Below are 19,563 nucleotides of genomic sequence, written 5' to 3'. Positions count from 1 at the left end.
CCATCTTCCGCCCTGGCCTGGGGAAGCGGCGAAGGCGGAGGAATTCAAGCGCTTCGTCCAGGACCTGGCCCCGGTTTCCACGCCGCTCCGAAGGCCAGCCAGGTCAAAGTTCGGGTTCCCGCATGCGTGACGCTTTGCCGCGTTCAAACGATGATGTACCGAGTTCGCCGGCTCGGTGGGAGATTCGTATGGCGGCGGCGGACGGCTCGGGGAGTTCGCACGACGTATTCCAGGGCGGCGGTGAACTGGGCGCGCTGATGCGCAGCCACGACTGGACGTCCACGCCTCTTGGGCCGACCCAGGACTGGCCCCGCAGCCTGCAGTCCATCGTGCGGATGATGCTGACCTCGCGCTACCAGATGTGGATGGCGTGGGGCCCCGAACTGACCTTCTTCTGCAACGACGCCTACAGTCCGACCCTGGGCGTCAAGCATCCCTGGGCGCTTGGCAAGCCCGCCAAGGCGGTCTGGGCCGAGATCTGGCCCGATATCGGGCCGCTGATCGACCATGTGCTGAAGGCGGGTGAAGCCACCTATTCCGAGGGGATGCTGCTGTTCCTGGAACGCAGCGGCTTTCCCGAAGAGACCTACCACACCTTCTCCTACAGCCCCCTGTTCGACGACGCGGGGGCCATCGCCGGCATGTTCTGCGTGGTGGTCGAGGAGACCGAGCGGGTCATCACCGAACGGCGCATGGGCACGCTGCGCGAACTGGCCTCCTCGGCGAGCCTGACCAAGACCGAGGACGAGCTGTTCCAAGCGGTGACCGAGCGACTATCCCAAAACCTCACCGACCTGCCGTTCACGCTCACCTACCTGTTCGACGAGGATGGAACGACCGCCCGCCTGGTGGCGCAGAGCGGCATAGAACCCGATCATCCGGCCGCACCGGTGCTGACCCCGCGTGATGGCCTCTGGCCCCTGCAGGGTGGTGGCGCGCGCGTCGAGGCCATCCTCGTCGGGGACCTGGCCGCGCGATTCGGCGCATTGCCGTCCGGGACGTGGGACCGGCCTCCGGAGCAGGCCCTGCTCGCGCCCATCCCCCAGCAGGCCAAGGACCAGGACCCCGCCGGCTTCCTGGTGGTGGGGCTCAACCCGTTCCGTTCGCGCGACCAGGGCTACCAGGGGTTTGTGGAATTGCTGGCCGGCCAGATCGCCGCCGCCCTGGCCGCCGCGCGCGCCTACGAGGCCGAACGCAGGCGGGCCGAAGCCCTGGCCGAGATCGACCGCGCCAAGACCGCCTTCTTCTCCAACGTCAGCCACGAATTCCGCACCCCCCTGACCCTGATGCTGGGGCCGTTGGAGGATGTGCTCGCCGGAGATGACGTCGAGACGGGCGGGACCCGGGCCCAGCTCGAGGTGGCGCATCGAAACGCCCAGCGGTTGCTGCACCTGGTCAACAGCCTGTTGGACTTCTCCCGCATCGAGGCGGGCCGGATGCAGGCGAGCTTCACGCCCACCGATCTTGCGGCGTTCAGCGCCGAGATCGCCTCCGGCTTCCGTTCAGCCATGGAGCGGGTCGGCCTCAACTTCACGATCGAGGCCGAGCCTTTGGCCCAGCCGGTCCTGGTGGATCGGGTCATGTGGGAAAAGGTCCTGCTCAACCTGCTCTCCAACGCCTTCAAGTTCACCTTCGAGGGGGGCGTCTCCATCCGCATCGCCTCCACGCCGGATGGGCGATGCGCCCAGGTGCAGGTGCAAGACACCGGCGTCGGCGTGCCCCAGCACGAGCTGACGCGCCTATTCGAACGCTTCCACCGGGTCGAGGGAACGCGGGGGCGCACCTTCGAGGGCAGCGGTATCGGCCTGGCCCTGGTTCAGGAGTTGGTCAAGCTGCACGGGGGGACGATCTCGGCTCAGAGCGCCGAGGGCGAAGGCGCGACCTTCACCATCCTGATCCCCTTCGGTGAAAATCATCTGCCTAAGGATCAAATCCAGGCGCAAGCGCCTGCGATGCCTCTGGCGAACGCCCACGTATTCGTGGAGGAGGCGCTGCGCTGGGGCCCCGTCTCCGACGATGCCGCCGCCGGGGCCGTCCAGGGCCCCCTGCCGGGCGCGGGAAAGCGCATCCTGCTGGCTGACGACAACGCAGACATGCGCGAATATGTCCGTCGCCTGCTGAACGGCCAGGGCTACGAGGTCGACGTGGTGGGCGACGGGGAGGCGGCGCTAGCCGCAGCCCAGCGGCGGGCGCCCGATCTGATGCTGTCGGACGTGATGATGCCGAAGCTCGACGGTTTCGGCCTATTGCGCGCCATCCGCAGCGAGCCCGGGCTGACCGCCCTGCCGGTGATCCTGCTGTCGGCCCGCGCCGGCGAGGAGGCGAAGGTCCAGGGTCTGGGGGCCGGCGCGGACGACTACCTGACCAAGCCCTTCACCGCGCGCGAACTGCTGGCGCGCGTCGCCGCCAACATCAAGCTGTCGGAAATCCGCAGCGAGGCCGAGAAGGCGCTGCGCGAACAGACCCGTGCGCTGACGGTGCTGAACCGGGCCGGATCGGCCGTGGCGGCGGACCTGGACCTCGGCCGGGTGGTGCAGACCGTGACCGATGCGGGGGTCGAGCTGACCGGCGCGGAGTTTGGAGCCTTCTTCTACAACGTGCTGAACGAGGCGGGCGAGCATCTGATGCTCTACTGCCTTTCCGGCGCGCCAAAGGAGGCGTTCGCCAGCTTCCCCATGCCCCGCAACACGGCGATCTTCGCGCCGACCTTCGGCGGTGAGCGGGTCATCCGCTCCGACGACATCACCCGGGACCCGCTGTACGGGCTCAACACGCCGCACAAGGGGATGCCCGAAGGCCACCTGCCGGTTCGCTCCTATCTGGCGGTGCCGGTGAAGTCGCGCAGCGGGGAGGTGCTGGGCGGCCTGTTCTTCGGCCATTCCAAGCCTTCGGTGTTCGGCGCCCAGGCCGAGGACATCATGTCCGGCCTTGCGGCGCAGGCGGCCATCTCCATCGACAACGCCCGCCTGTTCCAGGCCGCCCAGCAGGAGATATCCCAGCGCCGCGCCGCGGAAGAGGAGCTGCAATCGCTCAACCTGAGCCTGGAGGCGCGGGTGGCCGACGAGGTGGCCGAGCGGATGAAGGCGGAGGACGCGCTCCGCCAGGCCCAGAAGATGGAGGCGCTCGGCCAGCTGACCGGCGGGGTCGCGCACGACTTCAACAACCTGCTGACGGTGATCATCGGTGGGCTGGACACCATCCGCCGCATCGGGGTCCAGGATAGCGTGCGGCTCACCCGCAGCCTGGATATGGCCACCCAGAGCGCTCAGCGGGCCGCGACCCTGACCGCCCGGCTGCTTGCCTTTTCCCGCCGCCAGCCGCTGAAGCCGACCCCGCTCGACCTGAACGCGGTGGTGCGCGACAGCACCGAGCTGCTTCACCGCACGCTGGGCGAGACGATCGAGTTGGAGGGGGTGCTGGCGCCTCGCCTCTGGCCGGTGGAGCTCGACCAGAACCAGCTGGAAAGCGCCATTCTCAACCTAGCGGTCAACGCTCGCGACGCCATGCCCGAAGGCGGCAAGCTGACCATCGAGACCGGCAACACCATGCTGGACGAGAGCTACACCGCCACCGACACCGAGGTGGTGCCAGGCCAGTACGCGGTGCTGTCGATCAGCGACAACGGCGAGGGCATGTCGCGAGACATCCTGAACCGGGTGTTCGAGCCGTTCTACACCACCAAGGACGTCGGCAAGGGCACCGGGCTCGGCCTCAGCATGGTCTATGGCTTCGTCAAGCAGTCCGGCGGCCACGTCACCGTCTACAGCGAGACGGGCGAGGGCACGACGGTCAAGCTCTACTTCCCGCGTTTCCGGGGCGACCTCCCGTCCACCGAGATCGTCCAGGACCTGCGCGCGCCGGAGGGCCTCAAGGAGGAGGTCATCCTAGTGGTCGAGGACAACGAGGATGTGCGCGCCTACAGCGTGATGATCCTCAACGAGCTCGGCTACGCCGTGTTGGAGGCGGGCGACGCGGACGCCGCGCTGACCATCCTGAACCGATCCGGCAGGATCGACCTGCTGTTCACCGACGTGGTGCTGCCTGGAAGGAACGGCCGTGTGCTGGCGGATGCGGCGCGTTCAGTGCGCCCGGACCTACGGGTGCTGTTCACCACCGGCTATTCCCGCAACGCCATCGTCCACCAGGGTCGCCTGGACGCAGGCGTGCAGCTGGTCACCAAGCCGTTCACCTTCGAGCAGCTCGCGTCGCGTGTCCGCGATGTGCTGGACGGCTGAGAACGACGCGTCGGGCGTTTTTCGCCAAACGCTCCAAGCGCCGGCGGCCAGGTTATCGCCGGTCGCGGCGGAACTTGGTCGCGGCGGCCTGCAGCGAAGCGCCCCAGGCGTTGGGAATGCCCTCGTCGTCGGCCGGGGCGAAGGGCAGTTGCCCCGCGACGCCGCGCACGGCCAGCCAGAGCTGGAGATTGAAATGCTCCAGCATCCGCAGTGGTCGCCGCCGGCTGTCGGTGACGTCCCATCCCGCCAGTTCGAACGCTTCGATCTGCTCGCGGATGGGTTTGCGTTCGATCTGGTCCCAATCGGCGGGGCGCGCGACCTGTGCGGCGGCGTCCGCCGTCAGCCCGAAATTAGCCGTCGAGCATTGATCGATCTCGGCGTAGTGGGTCCGCGCATCGGGCTCCGCATACCGCGGGTTCATCAGCGCCTTCTGTTCCAAGGCCGCGATCCCCGGCAGATCGATGAGTTTTCTGGGCATGTTGCCTGTGTTCCGAAAGGGTGGGCCGGCGTTGTCGCTCGCCGCGGAGCTGTCGTTTCAAGGGAGTGAGGGCAGTCGCAGCGGGAGACGTCCTGCTCCTGCCTTCGACTCGATGGATATCACGCTTTGGGTTTGAGGTCGGGTCGCGATGCAAGGAACGCCGTGCGCTCCGCCGCCGTCAGGACCTTGGCCTTCTTCAGGCGCGACACCCTGGGGGTCGGCGGGGCGAACAGGCGGCTCGGCGGCTCGGAGCCTTGAAGCTCGGAGAGGCGCTTGGTGGGAGGCTTCATCCGTCGCTCGCGGGTTTTACGACCCGCCTTGTATCCGCGGGCTCCCCTTCATCGCAGATTCCCGTGACGTTCGCTGCAATTGCAGCGCTTGCGCCGGATCGTAGGCGCCGGGGCGAGCCTGGGGCGGCAGGTCAAGCAGGTGCGAGCCTCGCCTATCAGGCATGGCGGCGGTGCTGATCGAATTCCAGGACACGCGAATGATGTGTCACGCGACGCCGCGAACGGGCGCATTCGTGGATCTCATCGGCGAGTTCGCGGAGTGCATCCACGTTGAGCCGCTTGCAGCCGGCCAAGACGTAAACTCGAAATTCGGCCGCCTCGCGACTGTCGAACCCCATGTGCGCGTTAAGAACTGGTCCCATTGTGTCACCTCAATCAGTAGTAGAAGCAATCACAGGTCGAATGGTTGCGTTTCCTCGTCTCTAAACGTGAGCTGGTGGAGGGTTTACTATGATGAGCCCATCGATTTCGGATCGAGGCTGGCTTGATCGCGATGCTGGCGGGGACGCGCGGACGGGGCGTTGGAGCGGGCAGCGGGAATCGAACCCGCACGAGCAGCTTGGGAAGCTGCCAGGCTACCACTACATCATGCCCGCGCTCTGCGGAGGTTCTAGCGTGACGGGGCCGCCGCTGTCACCCCTTCCATCGCGACGATGGGGTGGGGGACGTCCGACTTCGTAGCTGCTAAGCGTCGCAGACGCCCGTCAGACTTGGCATGACCATGCACGATCATTCCCACGACCATGCCCATGATCACACCGATGATCACGAGGAGCACGACCACTCCGGCGGCTCGGCGCACGACCATGGGTCGCACCATGGCCACAGCCATGGCGGCGGCCATCATCACCATAGCCACGCGCCCGCCGACTTCGGGACCGCCTTCGCCATCGGCGCCATGCTGAACATCGGCTTCGTGGGCGCGGAGGCGGTGTTCGGGGTGCTCGCCCACTCGATGGCCCTGCTGGCGGATGCGGGCCACAACCTCGGCGACGTGATGGGCCTGCTGGCGGCCTGGGCGGCCAACCGGCTGGCCAAGCGCCAGCCCAGCGAGCGGTTCACCTACGGCCTGGGCTCGACCTCGGTCCTGGCCGCCCTGTCCAATGCGGTGGTGCTGCTGGTGGTCACAGGCGCGGTGGCGTGGGAGGCGGTGCGGCGGCTGGTCTCGCCGGAACAGGTGGTTGGCGGTACCGTGATGGCGGTGGCCGCGCTCGGCATGCTGGTCAACGGGGCCACCGCCATGCTGTTCGCTCGTGGCCGCAAGGGCGACCTCAATGTGCGCGCCGCCTTCATGCACCAGCTGTCCGACGCCCTGGTCGCGGCGGGGGTGGTGGTCGCGGGCGGGGTGATCCTGTTCACCCGCTGGACCTGGATCGACCCGGTGGTCAGCCTGGTCATCTCTGGCGTGATCGTCTGGGGCACCTGGGGCCTGCTGAAAGAATCGCTGAACATGGCGCTGGACGCCGTGCCGCCGGGGATCGACCCGATGCAGGTGCGCGCCTACCTGCTGGGCCTGCCGGGGGTGGAGGGCCTGCACGACCTGCACATCTGGGCCATGTCCACGACCGAGACGGCGATGACCTGCCATCTGCTGATGCCGGGCGGCCAGCCCAAGGACGCGGTGCTGGCCCAGGCCTGCGATGTGCTGAACCACCGCTTCCGCATCGGCCACGCGACGATCCAGGTCGAGACGGATGCGGCCTACGGCTGCCGGTTGGAACCGGAACACGTGGTGTAGGGCTCTCCTTGTCCCCTTGCGGGAGAAGGAAGGGGCCCGCGTGTCGATAGACGCGTGGGAAGGTTGAGGGGTCTTGCTGCGATATCAACGGCGAGCGTCCGTCGACCCCCCACCCTCCCAGCAAAGCTGGGCCCCTCCCTCTCCCGCAAGGGGAGAGGGGGAAGTCCGTTCACCCCGCCAACGCAGCTCGCACCGCATCCACGCCGGCCTGGGCCTGCGCGCCATCCGGGGCGCCGCCCTGGGCGAAGTCGGGCTTGCCGCCGCCACCCTGGCCGCCCATGGCCGGCACCGCCAGCTTGATCAGGTCCGAGGCGCTGACGCGGCCGATCAGATCGGCGGTCACGGCGATGGCGATGGCGGCCTTGCCCTCGCTGACGCCGACCACGACCACCACGCCCGAGCCGACCTGCTTGCGGAAGTCCTCGATCACCGGGCGCAGGCCCTTGCCATCGACCCCGTCGAGCACCCGGCCGATAAACTTGATCCCGCCGATGTCCTCCACCGCCGAGGTCTCGCCGCCGCTGCCGCCGCCGAGCGCCAGCTTACGCTTGGCGTCGGCCAGTTCGCGCTCCAGCCGCTTGCGCTCGGCCGTCAGGGCCTCGATGCGGGCCGGAACCTCGGCCGGCGGAACCTTGAACTGATAGGCCAGCCCCTCGGCCACGCCTGCTCGATCGAGCAGGAAGCGGCGCGCGGCCTCGCCGGTCAGGGCCTCGACCCGGCGCACGCCGGCGGCGACCCCGGTCTCGGAGACGATCTTGAACAGGGCGATGTCGCCGGTGCGCGCCACATGGGTGCCGCCGCACAGCTCCACCGAATAGGCGCCTTCGCCCGCGAGCGCGCGGCCGAGGGTGAGCACGCGCACCTCCTCGCCGTACTTCTCGCCGAACAGGGCGACCGCGCCGGCCTCGATGGCCTGCTGCGGGGCCATGCTCTCGGTCTTGGCCGGCAGGTTCTGGCGGATCACTGCGTTCACCTCGGCCTCGACCCGATCCAGTTCCTCGGGCGACAGGGCCTGGCCGTGGCTGAAGTCGAAGCGCATGCGCTCGGCGTCGACCATCTGGCCCTTCTGCGCCACGTGGCCGCCGAGCACGTTCTTCAACGCGGCATGGGCGAGGTGGGCGGCGGAGTGGTTGGCGCGGGTGCGGGTGCGGGCGTCGGCGTCGATGGCCAGCCGCACCCGGTCGCCCACCGCCAGCTTGCCGCGCTGGATGGTGAGGGTGTGGACGTAGAGATCGCCCGCCTGCTTGGCGACGGCGTCGAGCTTGCCCGCGCCGCCCGGCCACTCGATCTCGCCGACATCGGAGGCCTGGCCGCCGCTCTCGGCGTAGAAGGGCGTGCGGTCGAACAGCACCTCGACGGTCAGGGCGTCGGCGGCGCCGGCGATCTGGGCGCTATCGGCCACATCGATCTCGGCGGCCTCGCGCACCAGGGCGATCACTTCGCCTATCACCTCGGACTGTTCGTAGCCGACGAAGTCGGTCGGGCCGAGGCGGTCGCGCAGCTTGAACCATTCGGCGGTCTGGGCGCGGTCGCCTGATCCCGCCCAGTTCTCCCGCGAGCTGGCCTTCTGCTGGGCCATGGCGGCGTCGAAGCCCGTCAGGTCCACGGTCAGGCCCATGCCGCGCACCGCGTCCTGGGTCAGGTCGAGCGGGAAGCCGTAGGTGTCGTAGAGCTTGAACGCGGTCTCGCCCGACAGCACCCCGCCAGCTTCGAGCCCACGAGTCGCATCTTCAAGAAGCCCCATGCCGCGGCCGAGCGTGGTGCGGAACCGGACCTCTTCCTGGCGCAGGGTCTCGGTGATCAGCGCCTGAGCGCGCACCAGTTCGGGATAGGCCTGGCCCATCTGCTCGACCAGGGCGGGGACCAGCCGGTGCATCAGCGGGTCCTGCGCGCCCAGGATGTGGGCGTGGCGCATGGCCCGGCGCATGATCCGGCGCAGCACATAGCCCCGGCCCTCGTTGGAGGGGCTGACCCCGTCGGCGACCAGGAAGGAGGTCGAGCGCAGGTGGTCGGCGATCACCCGGTGCGACGGCAGAGCCTCGCCCTCCGCCTTCACCCCGGTCAGCTCGACCGAGGCCGCGATCAGCGCCTGGAACAGGTCGATGTCGTAGTTGTTGTGCACGCCCTGGAGCACGGCGGCCATCCGCTCCAGCCCCATTCCGGTGTCGATGGAGGGCTTGGGCAGCGGCTGGCGGGGACGGCCGTCGGCGAACTGCTCGTACTGCATGAACACCAGGTTCCAGATCTCGATGAACCGGTCCCCGTCCTCGTCCGGCGAGCCTGGCGGGCCGCCGGGGATGCCCTCGCCGTGGTCGTAGAAGATTTCCGAGCAGGGGCCGCACGGGCCGCTGTCGCCCATGGACCAGAAGTTGTCGGAGGTGGCGATGCGGATGATCCGGCTGTCGTCCAGCCCGGCGATCTTCTTCCACAGGCCGTGGGCCTCGTCGTCCTCGGCGTAGACGGTGACCAGCAGCTTGTCGGCGGGCAGGCCGAACTCCTTGGTGACCAGGTTCCAGGCCAGCTCGATCGCGCGTTCCTTGAAATAGTCGCCGAACGAGAAGTTGCCGAGCATCTCGAAGAAGGTGTGGTGGCGCGCGGTGTAGCCGACATTGTCCAGGTCGTTGTGCTTGCCGCCGGCGCGCACGGACTTCTGGGACGAGGTGGCGCGGGGGGCCGGGGGCTGTTCGGCGCCGGTGAAGTTGTTCTTGAACGGCACCATGCCCGCATTGACGAACAGCAGGGTCGGATCGTTCTGCGGCACCAGCGGCGCGGATGGGACCACCAGGTGCCCGTTAGCCTGGAAGTAGTCCAGATAGGCGCTGCGGATGTCGTTTAGGCTCTGCATGTCGTTTCCGGCTGAAGCGCGAGTTGCGCCTGATATAGAAAGGCTTAGCTGGAGAGGCCAGTGGCGCTTACGCGCAGGTGAAGGGGCGAGGGAATATGGGCGCGGGGGACCCGTCAGGCCGGCCGAGGGCGACCCACCCGCAGATGCTGAGCGCCGGCCGCCCGCAGGTGAAGGTGGTCGGGCTTCATCGGGGCCGGTTTGAGGACGTCTACCATCGGCTGCTGACGCTGAGCTGGTGGCGGTTCTTCCTGCTCTGGGTGGGTATCTACCTCGGGGTCAACTTCGTTTTCGCCGTGCTCTATTGGGTGCAGCCGGGCGGGCTGATCAATGCGCGGCCCTGGTCGTTCGAGGACGCCTTCTTCTTCAGCGTCCAAACCCTGGGCACCATCGGCTATGGGACCATGTCGCCCCACAGCACTTTCGCCAACCTGCTGGTGACGGCGGAGGCCTTCTTCAGCCTGGCGCTGACGGCGGTGGGGACCGGGCTGATCTTCGCGCGGATCTCCAGGCCCACGGCGCGGGTGATGTTCAGCCGTATCGCCGTGGTCACGCCGCGCGACGGCGTGCGGACCCTGATGTTCCGAGCTGCCAATACGCGGGTGAACCAGATCTTGGAGGCGGAGGTGAGCATCAGCCTGGCGCGCACCGTGACCACGCTGGAAGGGATCAGCTATCGCGGCTTCTACGCGTTGCAGCCGCTCCGTTCCCGTTCGCCCCTGTTCGCCCTGAGCTGGACGGTGATGCACGTGATCGATGAGACCAGCCCGCTCTACGGGGTCGACGATGCGGCCCTGCTGGCCGAGAACGCGGAACTGATCGTGGTGATTTCCGGCGTCGACGAGACCTTCGCCCAGCGCATTCACACTAGGCATTCCTATCTACCGCACGAGATACGATGGGATCGCGGCTTCGCCGACATTCTGACCATGGACGAACACGGCCACCGCGTGATTGATTACGGCCGCTTCCACGACCTCGCGCCCGAGGAAGCTCAGCGGGGGCCATCCGCTGCAGGTCTCGAAGCCGGGGCCGTCATTTCAACGAACCGACGAGACACATGACCACGTTCGACGACCGCGAGCACGCATTCGAAGCCCATTTCGCCTTCGAGCAGGAACTGGAGTTCAAGGTCCACGCCCGGCGCGACCGGCTGGTCGGGCTATGGGCCGGCGGCTTGATGGGGCTCCAGGACGGCGAGCTGGAGACCTACATCCTCAGTCTAGTGCGCGCCGACCTGCGCGATCCGGGCGACGAGGACGTCTACCGGAAGGTCCTGACCGATCTGGCCGCCAACAATGTCGACATCCACCCGCATGCGGTGCGCGAACACCTCGACCAGTGCCTGGCCCAGGCGCGCGCCGATGTCGGCGCCAACTGAGGGACCGCGCTTTCCGCGAAGTGACCGGCGGAACGATTCCGCCTAAACCCATCCAGCTTTGGAAAGCCCTTCGGGGCGTTTGCCGGCCGCGCACGGGCGCGGCTGAAAGGTAGGGACGCCGATGCGCGTAGCGATGATCGGGACGGGCTATGTGGGCCTGGTGTCGGGCGCCTGTTTCGCCGACTTCGGCCATACGGTCACCTGCATCGACAAGGATGCGGACAAGATCGCGCGCTTGGAGCGCGGCGAGATCCCGATCTTCGAGCCGGGCCTTGAGCAACTGGTGGCCTCCAACATGCGCGAGGGGCGGTTGTCGTTCGCCACCGACGCGACCCAGGCGGTGCGCGAGGCGGACGCGGTGTTCATCGCGGTGGGCACCCCTTCGCGGCGCGGCGACGGCTATGCGGACCTGTCCTATGTCCATGCGGCGGCGGAGGAGGTGGCGGGGCTGCTCGAAGGCTTCACCGTGGTGATCACCAAGTCCACCGTGCCGGTCGGCACCGGGGACGAGATCGAGGCCATCATCCGCCGCGTGCGGCCCGACGCCGACGTGGCGGTGGTCTCCAACCCGGAGTTCCTGCGCGAGGGCGCGGCGATCTCGGACTTCAAGCGGCCGGACCGGGTGGTGGTGGGCACGCTGGACGAGCGGGCCCAGGAGGTGATGCGCGGCCTGTATCGCCCGCTGTATCTGAACGAGACCCCGATCGTGTTCACCGAGCGGCGGACCTCTGAGCTGATCAAGTATGCGGCCAACGCCTTCCTGGCGATGAAGATCACCTTCATCAACGAGATCGCCGACCTGTGCGAGGCGGTGGGCGCGGACGTGCAGCAGGTCTCGCGCGGGATCGGGCTGGACGGGCGGATCGGGTCGAAATTCCTGCACGCGGGGCCGGGCTATGGCGGCTCATGCTTTCCCAAGGACACGCTCGCCCTGGTGCGCACGGCGGCCGACGCCGGCGCGCCGATCCGGCTGGTGGAGACAACAGTCGAGGTCAACGACGCGCGCAAGCTGCGCATGGCCGACAAGGTGGCCAAGGCCCTGGGCGATCAGGTGGGGGGCAAGACCGTCGCCCTGCTGGGCCTGACCTTCAAGCCGAACACCGACGATATGCGCGACGCGCCTTCGCTGGCCATCGTCCCGGCGCTGCAGGCCAAGGGTGCGCGCGTCCGCGCCTTCGATCCCGAGGGCATGAAAGAGGCTGGAAAGTTGCTGCAGGACGTGGCGTTCACGACCAACGCCTACGAGGCGGCCGAGGGCGCCGACGCGGTGGTGATCGTCACCGAGTGGGACCAGTTCCGCGCGCTCGACCTGGCGCGGCTCAAGGCCGCGATGCGGACGCCCATCCTGGTGGACCTGCGCAACATCTATCAACCCGCCGAGGTCCGCGCCGCCGGCTTCAGCTATGTCGGGGTCGGCCGAAAGGCGGACTGAGCGCGTCTTCCCAAACGGCGTTCAGGGCGTTTCCGGCGGGCCTGCGGAATCGATCAGCGCCTTCTGGCAGGCGCCGACCTCCTCGCCCTGGCCCTGATCGACACAGGTGACATAGGCCTTCACTGTCTCGCCGCCCGTTGGGCGCGGGTCGGCGGTAGGGGCGTTGGGGGGCGGTGGCGGCCCGTCGGACGTGTCGAACGCCAGATCGTATCCCACCGCTTCCCGTCCCGACAGGCCGACGAAGCCGGAGCCTTCGTGCTTGCGGAAGTGGAAGACGTAACGGGTCTTGGGCTCCAGGGTGCAACGCGTGACGAAGGTCCGGCGCCCGGGCAGCGCCCATGCACCCGCCTTGGCGCAGGGGTCGTTCTCGCCGCCCTCGATGTTCAGCTCCCAGTCGCAGGCCATGGCCGCATCGAAGCTCACCCGCACCAGCAGCGGCCCGGGGGGCGAGGTCGCGCCCTGGGCCGGAAAGCTGTCCACCACGGCGGGATCGTGATCGGCCGGATAACGGGTTTCATCGGGCTTCGGACACCAGCCGGCGGCGGTCACCGTCACGCCTGACACCGTGGTCGGCCTGTGGCCGGTGACGGTCACTCCTGGGATCGCCGTGGAGGCGCGGGTCGGCGCGTCGGCGGGCGGCGGCGGGATAAAGGGCGCATCGCCCTGCGCCGACGCAGGCCCACCGCTGGCGAGACCTATCGTCAACAGGATGCAGAGCGGCAAGGTGGGGGAGCGGATAGGCGGCATGATGCGATCGAAGCGCGGCGCTGACGCCGCATCCGAGGCCTTAACGCGTATGGAAGGTTCGAGGTTCAGCCCGCGCGCGCGCGGGCGGCGCCGGACAGCGGGCCGCCCCGTCGCCGCAGGCGGCTGCGAAGCGGGCGCAGGTGAAAAACAAGGGTCGGGATGGCCACGCTGAACAGTTCGCCGGCGAACAGCAGGTTCAGGATCAACTTGTACTGGTAGAATGAACTCCGAGACTCCGGCAGGAACATGATCGTGATGTGGGTCAGCAGTTCGCACCCGAAGCACAGCGCCAAGCTGGCCTTCCACCATCGGAAATTCCGGAAGCCGGCGTTGATCGCCAGCGACATGCCGATCGCGTCCATCAGGGCGCTGATCTCGACTCCGTCGGTGACGTTCATCCGGTGATCGACCAGGTTGAAGATCGCCCAGTACAACAACAGCATCAGTGAAAACGGCCGCACGCCTCGCCGAGGACTGGTGCGGGATAGAACGGCCACGAGGAGGGCGGCCAAGCCATAGACCGCCCCCCAACTCATTCAGGCAGCCTGCTTGGCCTGCGGTCCAACGCCTTCGGCGAAGTCGACCTGCTTGTCGCCGCCGCCGGAATCGGGAACGACCTTGCTGGTGATGCCCGGAACCGCATCTTCTGCCAGGATCAGGCAGGCGTAGAGGCGGGCGTGCAGGCGGCGGTGGGCGGCGATGAGGGCCCGGCGTTGCGGACCCTCTGGCAGGGCTTGAGCAGCGGCTTCGGCCTCGATCAGGGCCGCGCGCGCGAAGATCGCCTGTTGGACTTTATCGTTCATGGGCATCTCCTTGGCCAATATCGGCCAAGGCCGCCTATACCACAACACTATTTGGGTAGAATGATTAACGCGATTGCAACGATAGGTTTTGGGTCAAGAAGAGGTGACCGGCGCCTGTTCCGAACGCAAACCGCCTTCCATTCGCGCCACGGCGCCCGCCGCCACGGCGTTGCCGATCACGTTGGTGGCGCTGCGGCCCATGTCCATGAAGTGATCCACCCCCAGGATCAGGGCCAGTCCCGCCTCGGGAATGTGGAAGGTGTTCAGGGTCGCGGCGACCACCACCAGCACCGCGCGCGGCACCCCGGCCAGCCCCTTGCTGGTGACCATCAGCACCAGCAGCATGATCACCTGCTGCCCGAGGCTGAGATGGATGTCGTAGACCTGGGCGATGAACAGGACCGCGAATGTGCAGTAGATCATCGATCCGCACAGGTTGAACGAATAGCCCAAGGGCAGCACGAAGGCGGCGATGCGGTTGGGCACGCCGAACTCTTCCAGCACCTCCAGGGTCTGTGGAAAGGCGGCTTCGGAGGTGGAGGTGGAGAAGGCCAGCAGCACCGGCGAGCGCAGTTTGCGATACAGCTGCCCCGCCCGAGGCCCGATCACCAGCCGTCCGGCCAGCAGCAGGATCGCCCACAGCACGATCAGTCCCAGATAGAAGCTGCCGATCAGGGCGGCGTAGGTCTTCAGTATGCCCAGGCCCTGCACGGTGACGGTGGCGGCCACCGAGGCGAACACCGCCAGCGGCGCCAGCACCATGACGTAGCCGACCATCCGCAGCATGACCTGGCCGCCCTGCTCCAGGACCTTGGCGACCAGCTCCGCTCGGGGGCCCAGCGCCGCGACCGAGCAGCCGACGAACACGGCGAACACCACCACTTGCAGGATTTCGTTGTCCGCCATCGCCCGGATGCCGGAGTCGGGAACGGCGTGGTGGATGAAGTCGGCCAGGCTGGTCTGGGCGGGCTTGATCGCCGCCGCGCCCTCCACGACTAGGTGCAGCCCGGCGCCGGGGTGCAGCACGCCGGCGAACACCATTCCCAGCACCAGCGAGATCAGCGAGGCGCCCAGGAACCAGAGCAAGGTCTTGGCTCCCACCCGTCCCACCGTCGCCGGATCGCCCATGTGCGCCACGCCCGAGGCCAGGGTGGTGAACACCAGCGGCGCCATCAGCATCTTGATCAGCCGCAGGAACACGTCGGTGATCAGCGACAGGTTGGCCGCCACCGCCTTCGCCGCCGTCGGGTCGGGGATGTAGGCGTGGCAGGCGGCGCCCACCGCCAGCCCGAGCGCCAGGCCGAACAGGATGAACAGGGTGAAGTGCTTATTCATGTGTGACGATCCCTGAACGCCCGCCGCGACGGCTAGGCGTTCGCTCCGGCCGACGCCGCAATGGCGGCCGGCAGCGCCCCCTGGGCCAGGCGCATCAACAGCAGGGCCGACAGGCGCGCGCGCTCCACCAGGCTGTCCACCAGCAGATACTCCTCATCCGAATGGATCGCCCCGCCCCGCACGCCCAGGGTATCCACCACCGGCAGGCCGCAGGCGGCCAGGTTGTTGCCATCGCACACCCCGCCCGTGTCGCGCCAGCCGATGTCGAGGCCCAGGTCCGCGCCGCACGCCTTCACCAGGTCGAACAGGCGGCGCTGGTTGGCGTCGAGCGGCTTGGGCGGGCGGCCGAACCCGCCCTTCAGCGTGATCTCCACCTCGTGCTCGGCGGCGACGGCGGCGATGACCTCGGCCATGGCGGCCTCGGCCCAGCGCTGGTCCTCCACCGTGGTCGGGCGCAGGTTGAAGCGCAGGATGGCCAGGTCGGGGACGATGTTGTTCGGACCGCCGCCGTCGATGCGCGCGGGATTGGCCGACAGGGTGGGACGGCGCTTGGCGAAGGCGGCGACGCCCAGCGCCAGGTCGCCGGCGGCGACGATGGCGTTGCGGCCGTCCTGCGGGTTGCGGCCCGCGTGGGCGGCGCGGCCCTTGATCACCGCCGAGAAGTTGCCGCTGCCCTTGCGGGCGCCGGCGAGCGCGCCGTCCGGCATCGAGGGCTCGTAGGTCAGCCCGGCCTGCACGCGCCTGGCGGCCTCGACCAGCAGCGGCGCGGAGCCGGGAGACGACACCTCTTCGTCGCTGTTGAGAACCACTTCGTAGCCGAGCGCGGCTGCGAACGGCGAGGCCTCGACCGCCCGCAGGGCCGCCAGCATCACCGCGATCCCGCCCTTCATGTCGGCCATGCCGGGACCGTTGACGGTGTTGTCGTCCAGCCGGTGCACGGCCTGGAACGGATGGTCGGCGGCGAACACCGTGTCCATGTGGCCGGTCAGCAGCACGCGGATCGGCGCCTCGGGCCGCTGGATCAGGTGCAGGTTACGGCCGTGCAGCAGCGGCGTCTCGCGGCCCTGGGCGTCCACCGCCGTGGCGACCGCCGGATCGCGCAGGCTGAGATTTCCACCGAGCGGGCCGAACGCCTCGCCCAGCACCTTGGCCATGTGGGCCAGGCCTTCGAGATTGCGGCTGCCGGAGTTGATGGCGGACCAGCCCTCGACCTGCGCGAGCAAGGCGGGGCCCTGGTTGTCCAGGCTCGCCAGGACGGCGGCTTCCTCGGTGGACGGCGCGCTCACGCGGCGGGCTCCTCAGGCGGGTGGGCGGAATCGAAGACGGCTTCCGGCCTTGCTTTGGGCCAGATGCGTCCCCGTCTTTCTACAGAAATTCTAAAGGATGCGGATAGGCGGGTCATGTCAACGCGCGGGCTTGAGCGTCAGGGGCAGACCCGCGACGACCAGCACGACGGCGTCCGCCACTTCGGCGATGCGCTGGTGCAGGCGGCCCGCTTCGTCGCGATAGCGACGGCCCAGCGGGTTGTCCGGCACGATCCCCCAGCCGACCTCGTTGCTGACCAGCCACAGGTCCGCGCGGCAGGCCGCGATCGCCGCCGGCAGCGCCAGGGTGCGTTCGGGGTGGCCGGTCTCGGCCAGCATGGAGTTGGACAGCCACAGGGTCAGGCAGTCCACCACCGCCACGTCCTCCGGCCCAAGCAGGGACAGGGCGGCGGCGAGCTCGAGCGGCGCTTCGACCGTGCGCCAGAGCTCGGCGCGTTCCGAACGATGGCTGGCGATGCGCTCGGCCATCTCCGCATCGTGGGCCTGGCCTGTGGCGATGAATATGGGCGTGCAGCCACGGGCCTCCGCCGCCGCCTCGGCCGCGCGCTGGGCGTAGCCGCTCTTGCCCGAGCGTGCGCCGCCCAGCACCAATGTCGAAGCCACCGTCCCTCCGTTGACCGCCTGTAACCTTGGCTGTAGTTCTCGCTCCGCGTCAGGTTCCCCGAAAGGGGATGAATAGGGAACGAGGTTCAAAACCTCGGCTGTCCCCGCAACTGTGAGCGGCGAGCCCGCCCGTCATACGCCACTGGAGCCCTCGGGTCCTGGGAAGGCGACGGGCAAGGCTAGGACCCGCGAGCCAGGAGACCTGCCCGGCGCAGTCGTCCTTCGTCCAGCCGGGTGAGCTGTGCGATACGGGTTTTCCCGAGAGGCGGCGTTAACCGCTGCGCGTGCGCGGCTGGTTCATGCTGCGCGGAGCTTTCCGCCTCCATGGGTCGGTCACGGCGTGCGGCACGTCGTTGTCGAGGAGGCCCTGTTGCGTCGCAAGCTGTTGATCTGCCTTTCTGTTTCCGCTGCCGCCCTGGTCGCGCCCGCCGCCGTCTGGGCGCAGGCTAGCGGCCAGGCGTCCGCGCCCGATGCGGCAGGCGCCGCCGCCGCCAACGCCGTGCAGGAGGTGGTGGTCACCGCCAACCGTTCGCCCATGCCGATCGATCAGGTCGGCCAATCGGTGACGGTGCTGACCGCGCCCCAGATCAAGGCCGACCAGGAGACCATCGTCTCCGACATCCTGGCCCGCACGCCGGGCGTTAGCTTCTCGCGCAACGGCGGACCCGGCGGGACCACCTCGGTGTATATCCGAGGCGCGGAGTCCGACCAGACCGTGGTGCTGATCGACGGGGTGAAGGTCAACGACCCCTCCGACGTCGGCGCCGGCTACGACTTCTCCAACCTGCTGGCCGGCGACATCTCGCGCATCGAGATCCTGCGCGGGCCGCAATCGGCGCTCTACGGCAGCGAGGCCATCGGCGGGGTGGTCAACATCATCACCGCCGAACCGACCAAGCCGCTGGAGGGCGATGTGCAGGCCGAGGGCGGTTCGTACGGCACGGCCTATGTCCGTGGCGGGATCGGCGGCAAGGAAGACCATTACGATTGGCGGCTGGGCGCCTACTACCAATCCACCGACGGCGTGTCGGATTTTGACAAGGCGTTCGGCGGCAAGGAGGACGACGGTTTCCACACCGCCGGCGTCTCGGGCCGCTTCCGCTACGACCTCACCCCTGACCTGCAGTTCGACCAGCGCGCCTACTACACCTGGAGCCGCAACGAGTTCGACGGCTTCGACACCCCGACCTTCACCTTCGGCGACGACGCGGAGTTCGGCCGCACCCAGCAGTTGGTGGACTATACCGGGCTGAACCTGTCGCTGTTCGACGGGCGGCTGAAGAACCGACTGGCCTATGAGTACAACGGCCTGGACCGCAGGAACGAGGACCCCGACCAGGTCGGCACCAAGTTCACCTTCATCGCCCAGGGGCGCGCCAACACCATCGAATACGAGGGGACCTTCGCTATCGCCCCCGGCTATCAATTGGTGTTCGGAGCCCAGAGCGAACGCTCGACCATGAACGAGGAATCGCCCGCCTTCGACCCCGGCCCGACCAAGGCCCACGCCACTATCAACAGCGGCTACGGCCAGATCGTCGGCGAGGTGCTGCGCGGCCTGACCCTGACCGGCGGGATACGCTACGACGACCACTCCACCTTCGGCGACCATGTCACCGGCCAAGCTTCGGCGGCCTGGAAGCTGAACGAGGGGAACACCATACTGCGCGCCAGCTTCGGCCAGGGCTTCAAGGCGCCCTCGCTGTTCCAGCTCTACAGCGAGTTCGGCAACACCACGCTGCGACCGGAAGAGTCCAATGGCTGGGACGCCGGGGTCGAACAGCACTTCTTCGACGGCCGCGTCGTGGTCCAAGCCACCTATTTCGGGCGCGAGACCAAGAACCTGATCGAGTTCGTCGACTGCACCGGGATAGGCGATCCGGCCATCTGCGCCGGCCATGACGCGGCGGGCGGCGTCTACCAGAACGTGGACAAGTCCTCCGCTGAGGGCGTGGAGCTGCAGGCCGACTGGAAGGCCTCCGAGGCGTTGGATTTCAGCGCCAACTACACCTTCGACGACGCCGAGGACCGCTCGCCGGACTCGCCCACCCGTGGCGACCAATTGGCGCGGCGGCCAAAGAACACCGGCAATTTCAGCGCCACCTACCTCTGGCCGGTCAAGTTGAAGACCACCGCGGCGGTGCGCTACGCCGGGCAGAGCTTCGACGACGACGCGGACACCGTTCCGCTGAAGAGCTATACCCTGCTGGATCTGCGCGCCTCGTATCCCTTGCGCGACAACCTGGAGCTCTACGCCCGCGTGGAGAACCTCACCGACGCCCATTACGAGACCACCTTCCAGTACGGAACGCTGGGGCGGGCGGGCTATGCCGGCGTGCGGCTCAGCTTCTGAG

At 68.1% G+C, this 19,563-nt stretch carries 15 protein-coding genes, 1 tRNA gene and 1 riboswitch; of the genes, 6 read left to right on the top strand and 10 right to left on the bottom strand.

Annotation, left to right across the window (positions count from 1 at the left end):
* The first annotated feature begins 188 nt into the window (after window positions 1–188).
* Window positions 189–4,235, top strand: coding sequence for an ATP-binding protein (locus tag GSQ87_RS14915; protein WP_158916154.1), 4,047 nt, complete (start codon window positions 189–191; stop codon window positions 4,233–4,235).
* Window positions 4,236–4,287: 52 nt separating this feature from the next.
* On the opposite strand, the gene GSQ87_RS14910 is transcribed toward GSQ87_RS14915, so the two are convergent.
* The 3 genes from GSQ87_RS14910 to GSQ87_RS14905 form a co-directional block, all read right to left on the bottom strand.
* Complete coding sequence (locus GSQ87_RS14910) at window positions 4,288–4,713, bottom strand: hypothetical protein (protein ID WP_158916153.1); 426 nt, start codon at window positions 4,711–4,713, stop codon at window positions 4,288–4,290.
* 119 nt (window positions 4,714–4,832) lie between these two features.
* On the bottom strand, window positions 4,833–5,003 hold the full coding sequence (locus GSQ87_RS22355; RefSeq protein ID WP_174241444.1) for a hypothetical protein: 171 nt from the start codon (window positions 5,001–5,003) through the stop codon (window positions 4,833–4,835).
* A gap of 522 nt (window positions 5,004–5,525) precedes the next feature.
* Window positions 5,526–5,599, bottom strand: a tRNA-Gly gene (locus GSQ87_RS14905).
* A gap of 119 nt (window positions 5,600–5,718) precedes the next feature.
* Here GSQ87_RS14905 and GSQ87_RS14900 point away from each other — a divergent pair.
* A complete protein-coding gene (locus tag GSQ87_RS14900; protein WP_158916152.1) occupies window positions 5,719–6,741 on the top strand; it encodes a cation diffusion facilitator family transporter in 1,023 nt (340 codons plus the stop codon).
* 169 nt (window positions 6,742–6,910) lie between these two features.
* Here GSQ87_RS14900 and alaS read toward each other — a convergent pair whose 3' ends face one another.
* Window positions 6,911–9,586 (bottom strand): alanine--tRNA ligase, encoded by a 2,676-nt coding sequence (alaS, locus tag GSQ87_RS14895; protein WP_158916151.1) that lies wholly within the window; start codon window positions 9,584–9,586, stop codon window positions 6,911–6,913.
* A 95-nt stretch (window positions 9,587–9,681) separates the two neighbouring features.
* Here alaS and GSQ87_RS14890 point away from each other — a divergent pair, with 95 nt between their 5' ends.
* The 3 genes from GSQ87_RS14890 to GSQ87_RS14880 all read left to right on the top strand — a co-directional run bounded on the left by GSQ87_RS14890 (window position 9,682) and on the right by GSQ87_RS14880 (window position 12,396).
* Window positions 9,682–10,647, top strand: coding sequence for an ion channel (locus GSQ87_RS14890; RefSeq protein WP_216839338.1), 966 nt, complete (start codon window positions 9,682–9,684; stop codon window positions 10,645–10,647).
* A complete protein-coding gene (locus tag GSQ87_RS14885; protein WP_158916150.1) occupies window positions 10,644–10,964 on the top strand; it encodes a DUF1476 domain-containing protein in 321 nt (106 codons plus the stop codon). The genes GSQ87_RS14890 and GSQ87_RS14885 overlap by 4 nt, the downstream gene beginning before the upstream one ends.
* A gap of 121 nt (window positions 10,965–11,085) precedes the next feature.
* The gene (locus GSQ87_RS14880; protein WP_158916149.1) at window positions 11,086–12,396 is read left to right on the top strand and encodes a UDP-glucose/GDP-mannose dehydrogenase family protein; all 1,311 of its coding nucleotides are present in this window, start codon (window positions 11,086–11,088) and stop codon (window positions 12,394–12,396) included.
* A 21-nt stretch (window positions 12,397–12,417) separates the two neighbouring features.
* Here GSQ87_RS14880 and GSQ87_RS14875 read toward each other — a convergent pair whose 3' ends face one another.
* From GSQ87_RS14875 to cobU, 6 genes are all read right to left on the bottom strand, one after another.
* Window positions 12,418–13,143, bottom strand: a complete 726-nt coding sequence (locus GSQ87_RS14875; protein WP_158916148.1) for a hypothetical protein — start codon at window positions 13,141–13,143, stop codon at window positions 12,418–12,420.
* Window positions 13,144–13,208: 65 nt separating this feature from the next.
* Entirely contained in the window at window positions 13,209–13,586 is a 378-nt protein-coding gene (locus tag GSQ87_RS14870; RefSeq protein WP_216839336.1) for a hypothetical protein, read from the bottom strand.
* A 93-nt stretch (window positions 13,587–13,679) separates the two neighbouring features.
* Entirely contained in the window at window positions 13,680–13,946 is a 267-nt protein-coding gene (locus tag GSQ87_RS14865) for a hypothetical protein (RefSeq protein ID WP_158916146.1), read from the bottom strand.
* 93 nt (window positions 13,947–14,039) lie between these two features.
* A complete protein-coding gene (locus GSQ87_RS14860) occupies window positions 14,040–15,281 on the bottom strand; it encodes a dicarboxylate/amino acid:cation symporter (protein WP_158916145.1) in 1,242 nt (413 codons plus the stop codon).
* A 32-nt stretch (window positions 15,282–15,313) separates the two neighbouring features.
* The gene (locus GSQ87_RS14855) at window positions 15,314–16,567 is read right to left on the bottom strand and encodes a hydrolase (RefSeq protein ID WP_158916144.1); all 1,254 of its coding nucleotides are present in this window, start codon (window positions 16,565–16,567) and stop codon (window positions 15,314–15,316) included.
* A gap of 117 nt (window positions 16,568–16,684) precedes the next feature.
* Entirely contained in the window at window positions 16,685–17,209 is a 525-nt protein-coding gene (gene cobU, locus GSQ87_RS14850) for a bifunctional adenosylcobinamide kinase/adenosylcobinamide-phosphate guanylyltransferase (RefSeq protein WP_158916143.1), read from the bottom strand.
* A gap of 34 nt (window positions 17,210–17,243) precedes the next feature.
* A riboswitch (cobalamin riboswitch) is annotated at window positions 17,244–17,434 on the top strand.
* Between the two features lie 115 nt (window positions 17,435–17,549).
* On the opposite strand from cobU, the gene GSQ87_RS14845 reads away from it, so the two are divergent.
* Window positions 17,550–19,562: a TonB-dependent siderophore receptor gene (locus tag GSQ87_RS14845; RefSeq protein WP_254062998.1), complete on the top strand. Its 2,013-nt coding sequence runs from the start codon at window positions 17,550–17,552 to the stop codon at window positions 19,560–19,562.
* The last annotated feature ends 1 nt before the right edge of the window (window position 19,563 follow it).

Source organism: Caulobacter sp. S45, assembly GCF_009765965.1.
Lineage (GTDB): Bacteria > Pseudomonadota > Alphaproteobacteria > Caulobacterales > Caulobacteraceae > CAHJWH01.
Note: the sequence above shows the minus strand (reverse complement) of the source record. Positions and strands in the feature narration are given on the sequence as shown.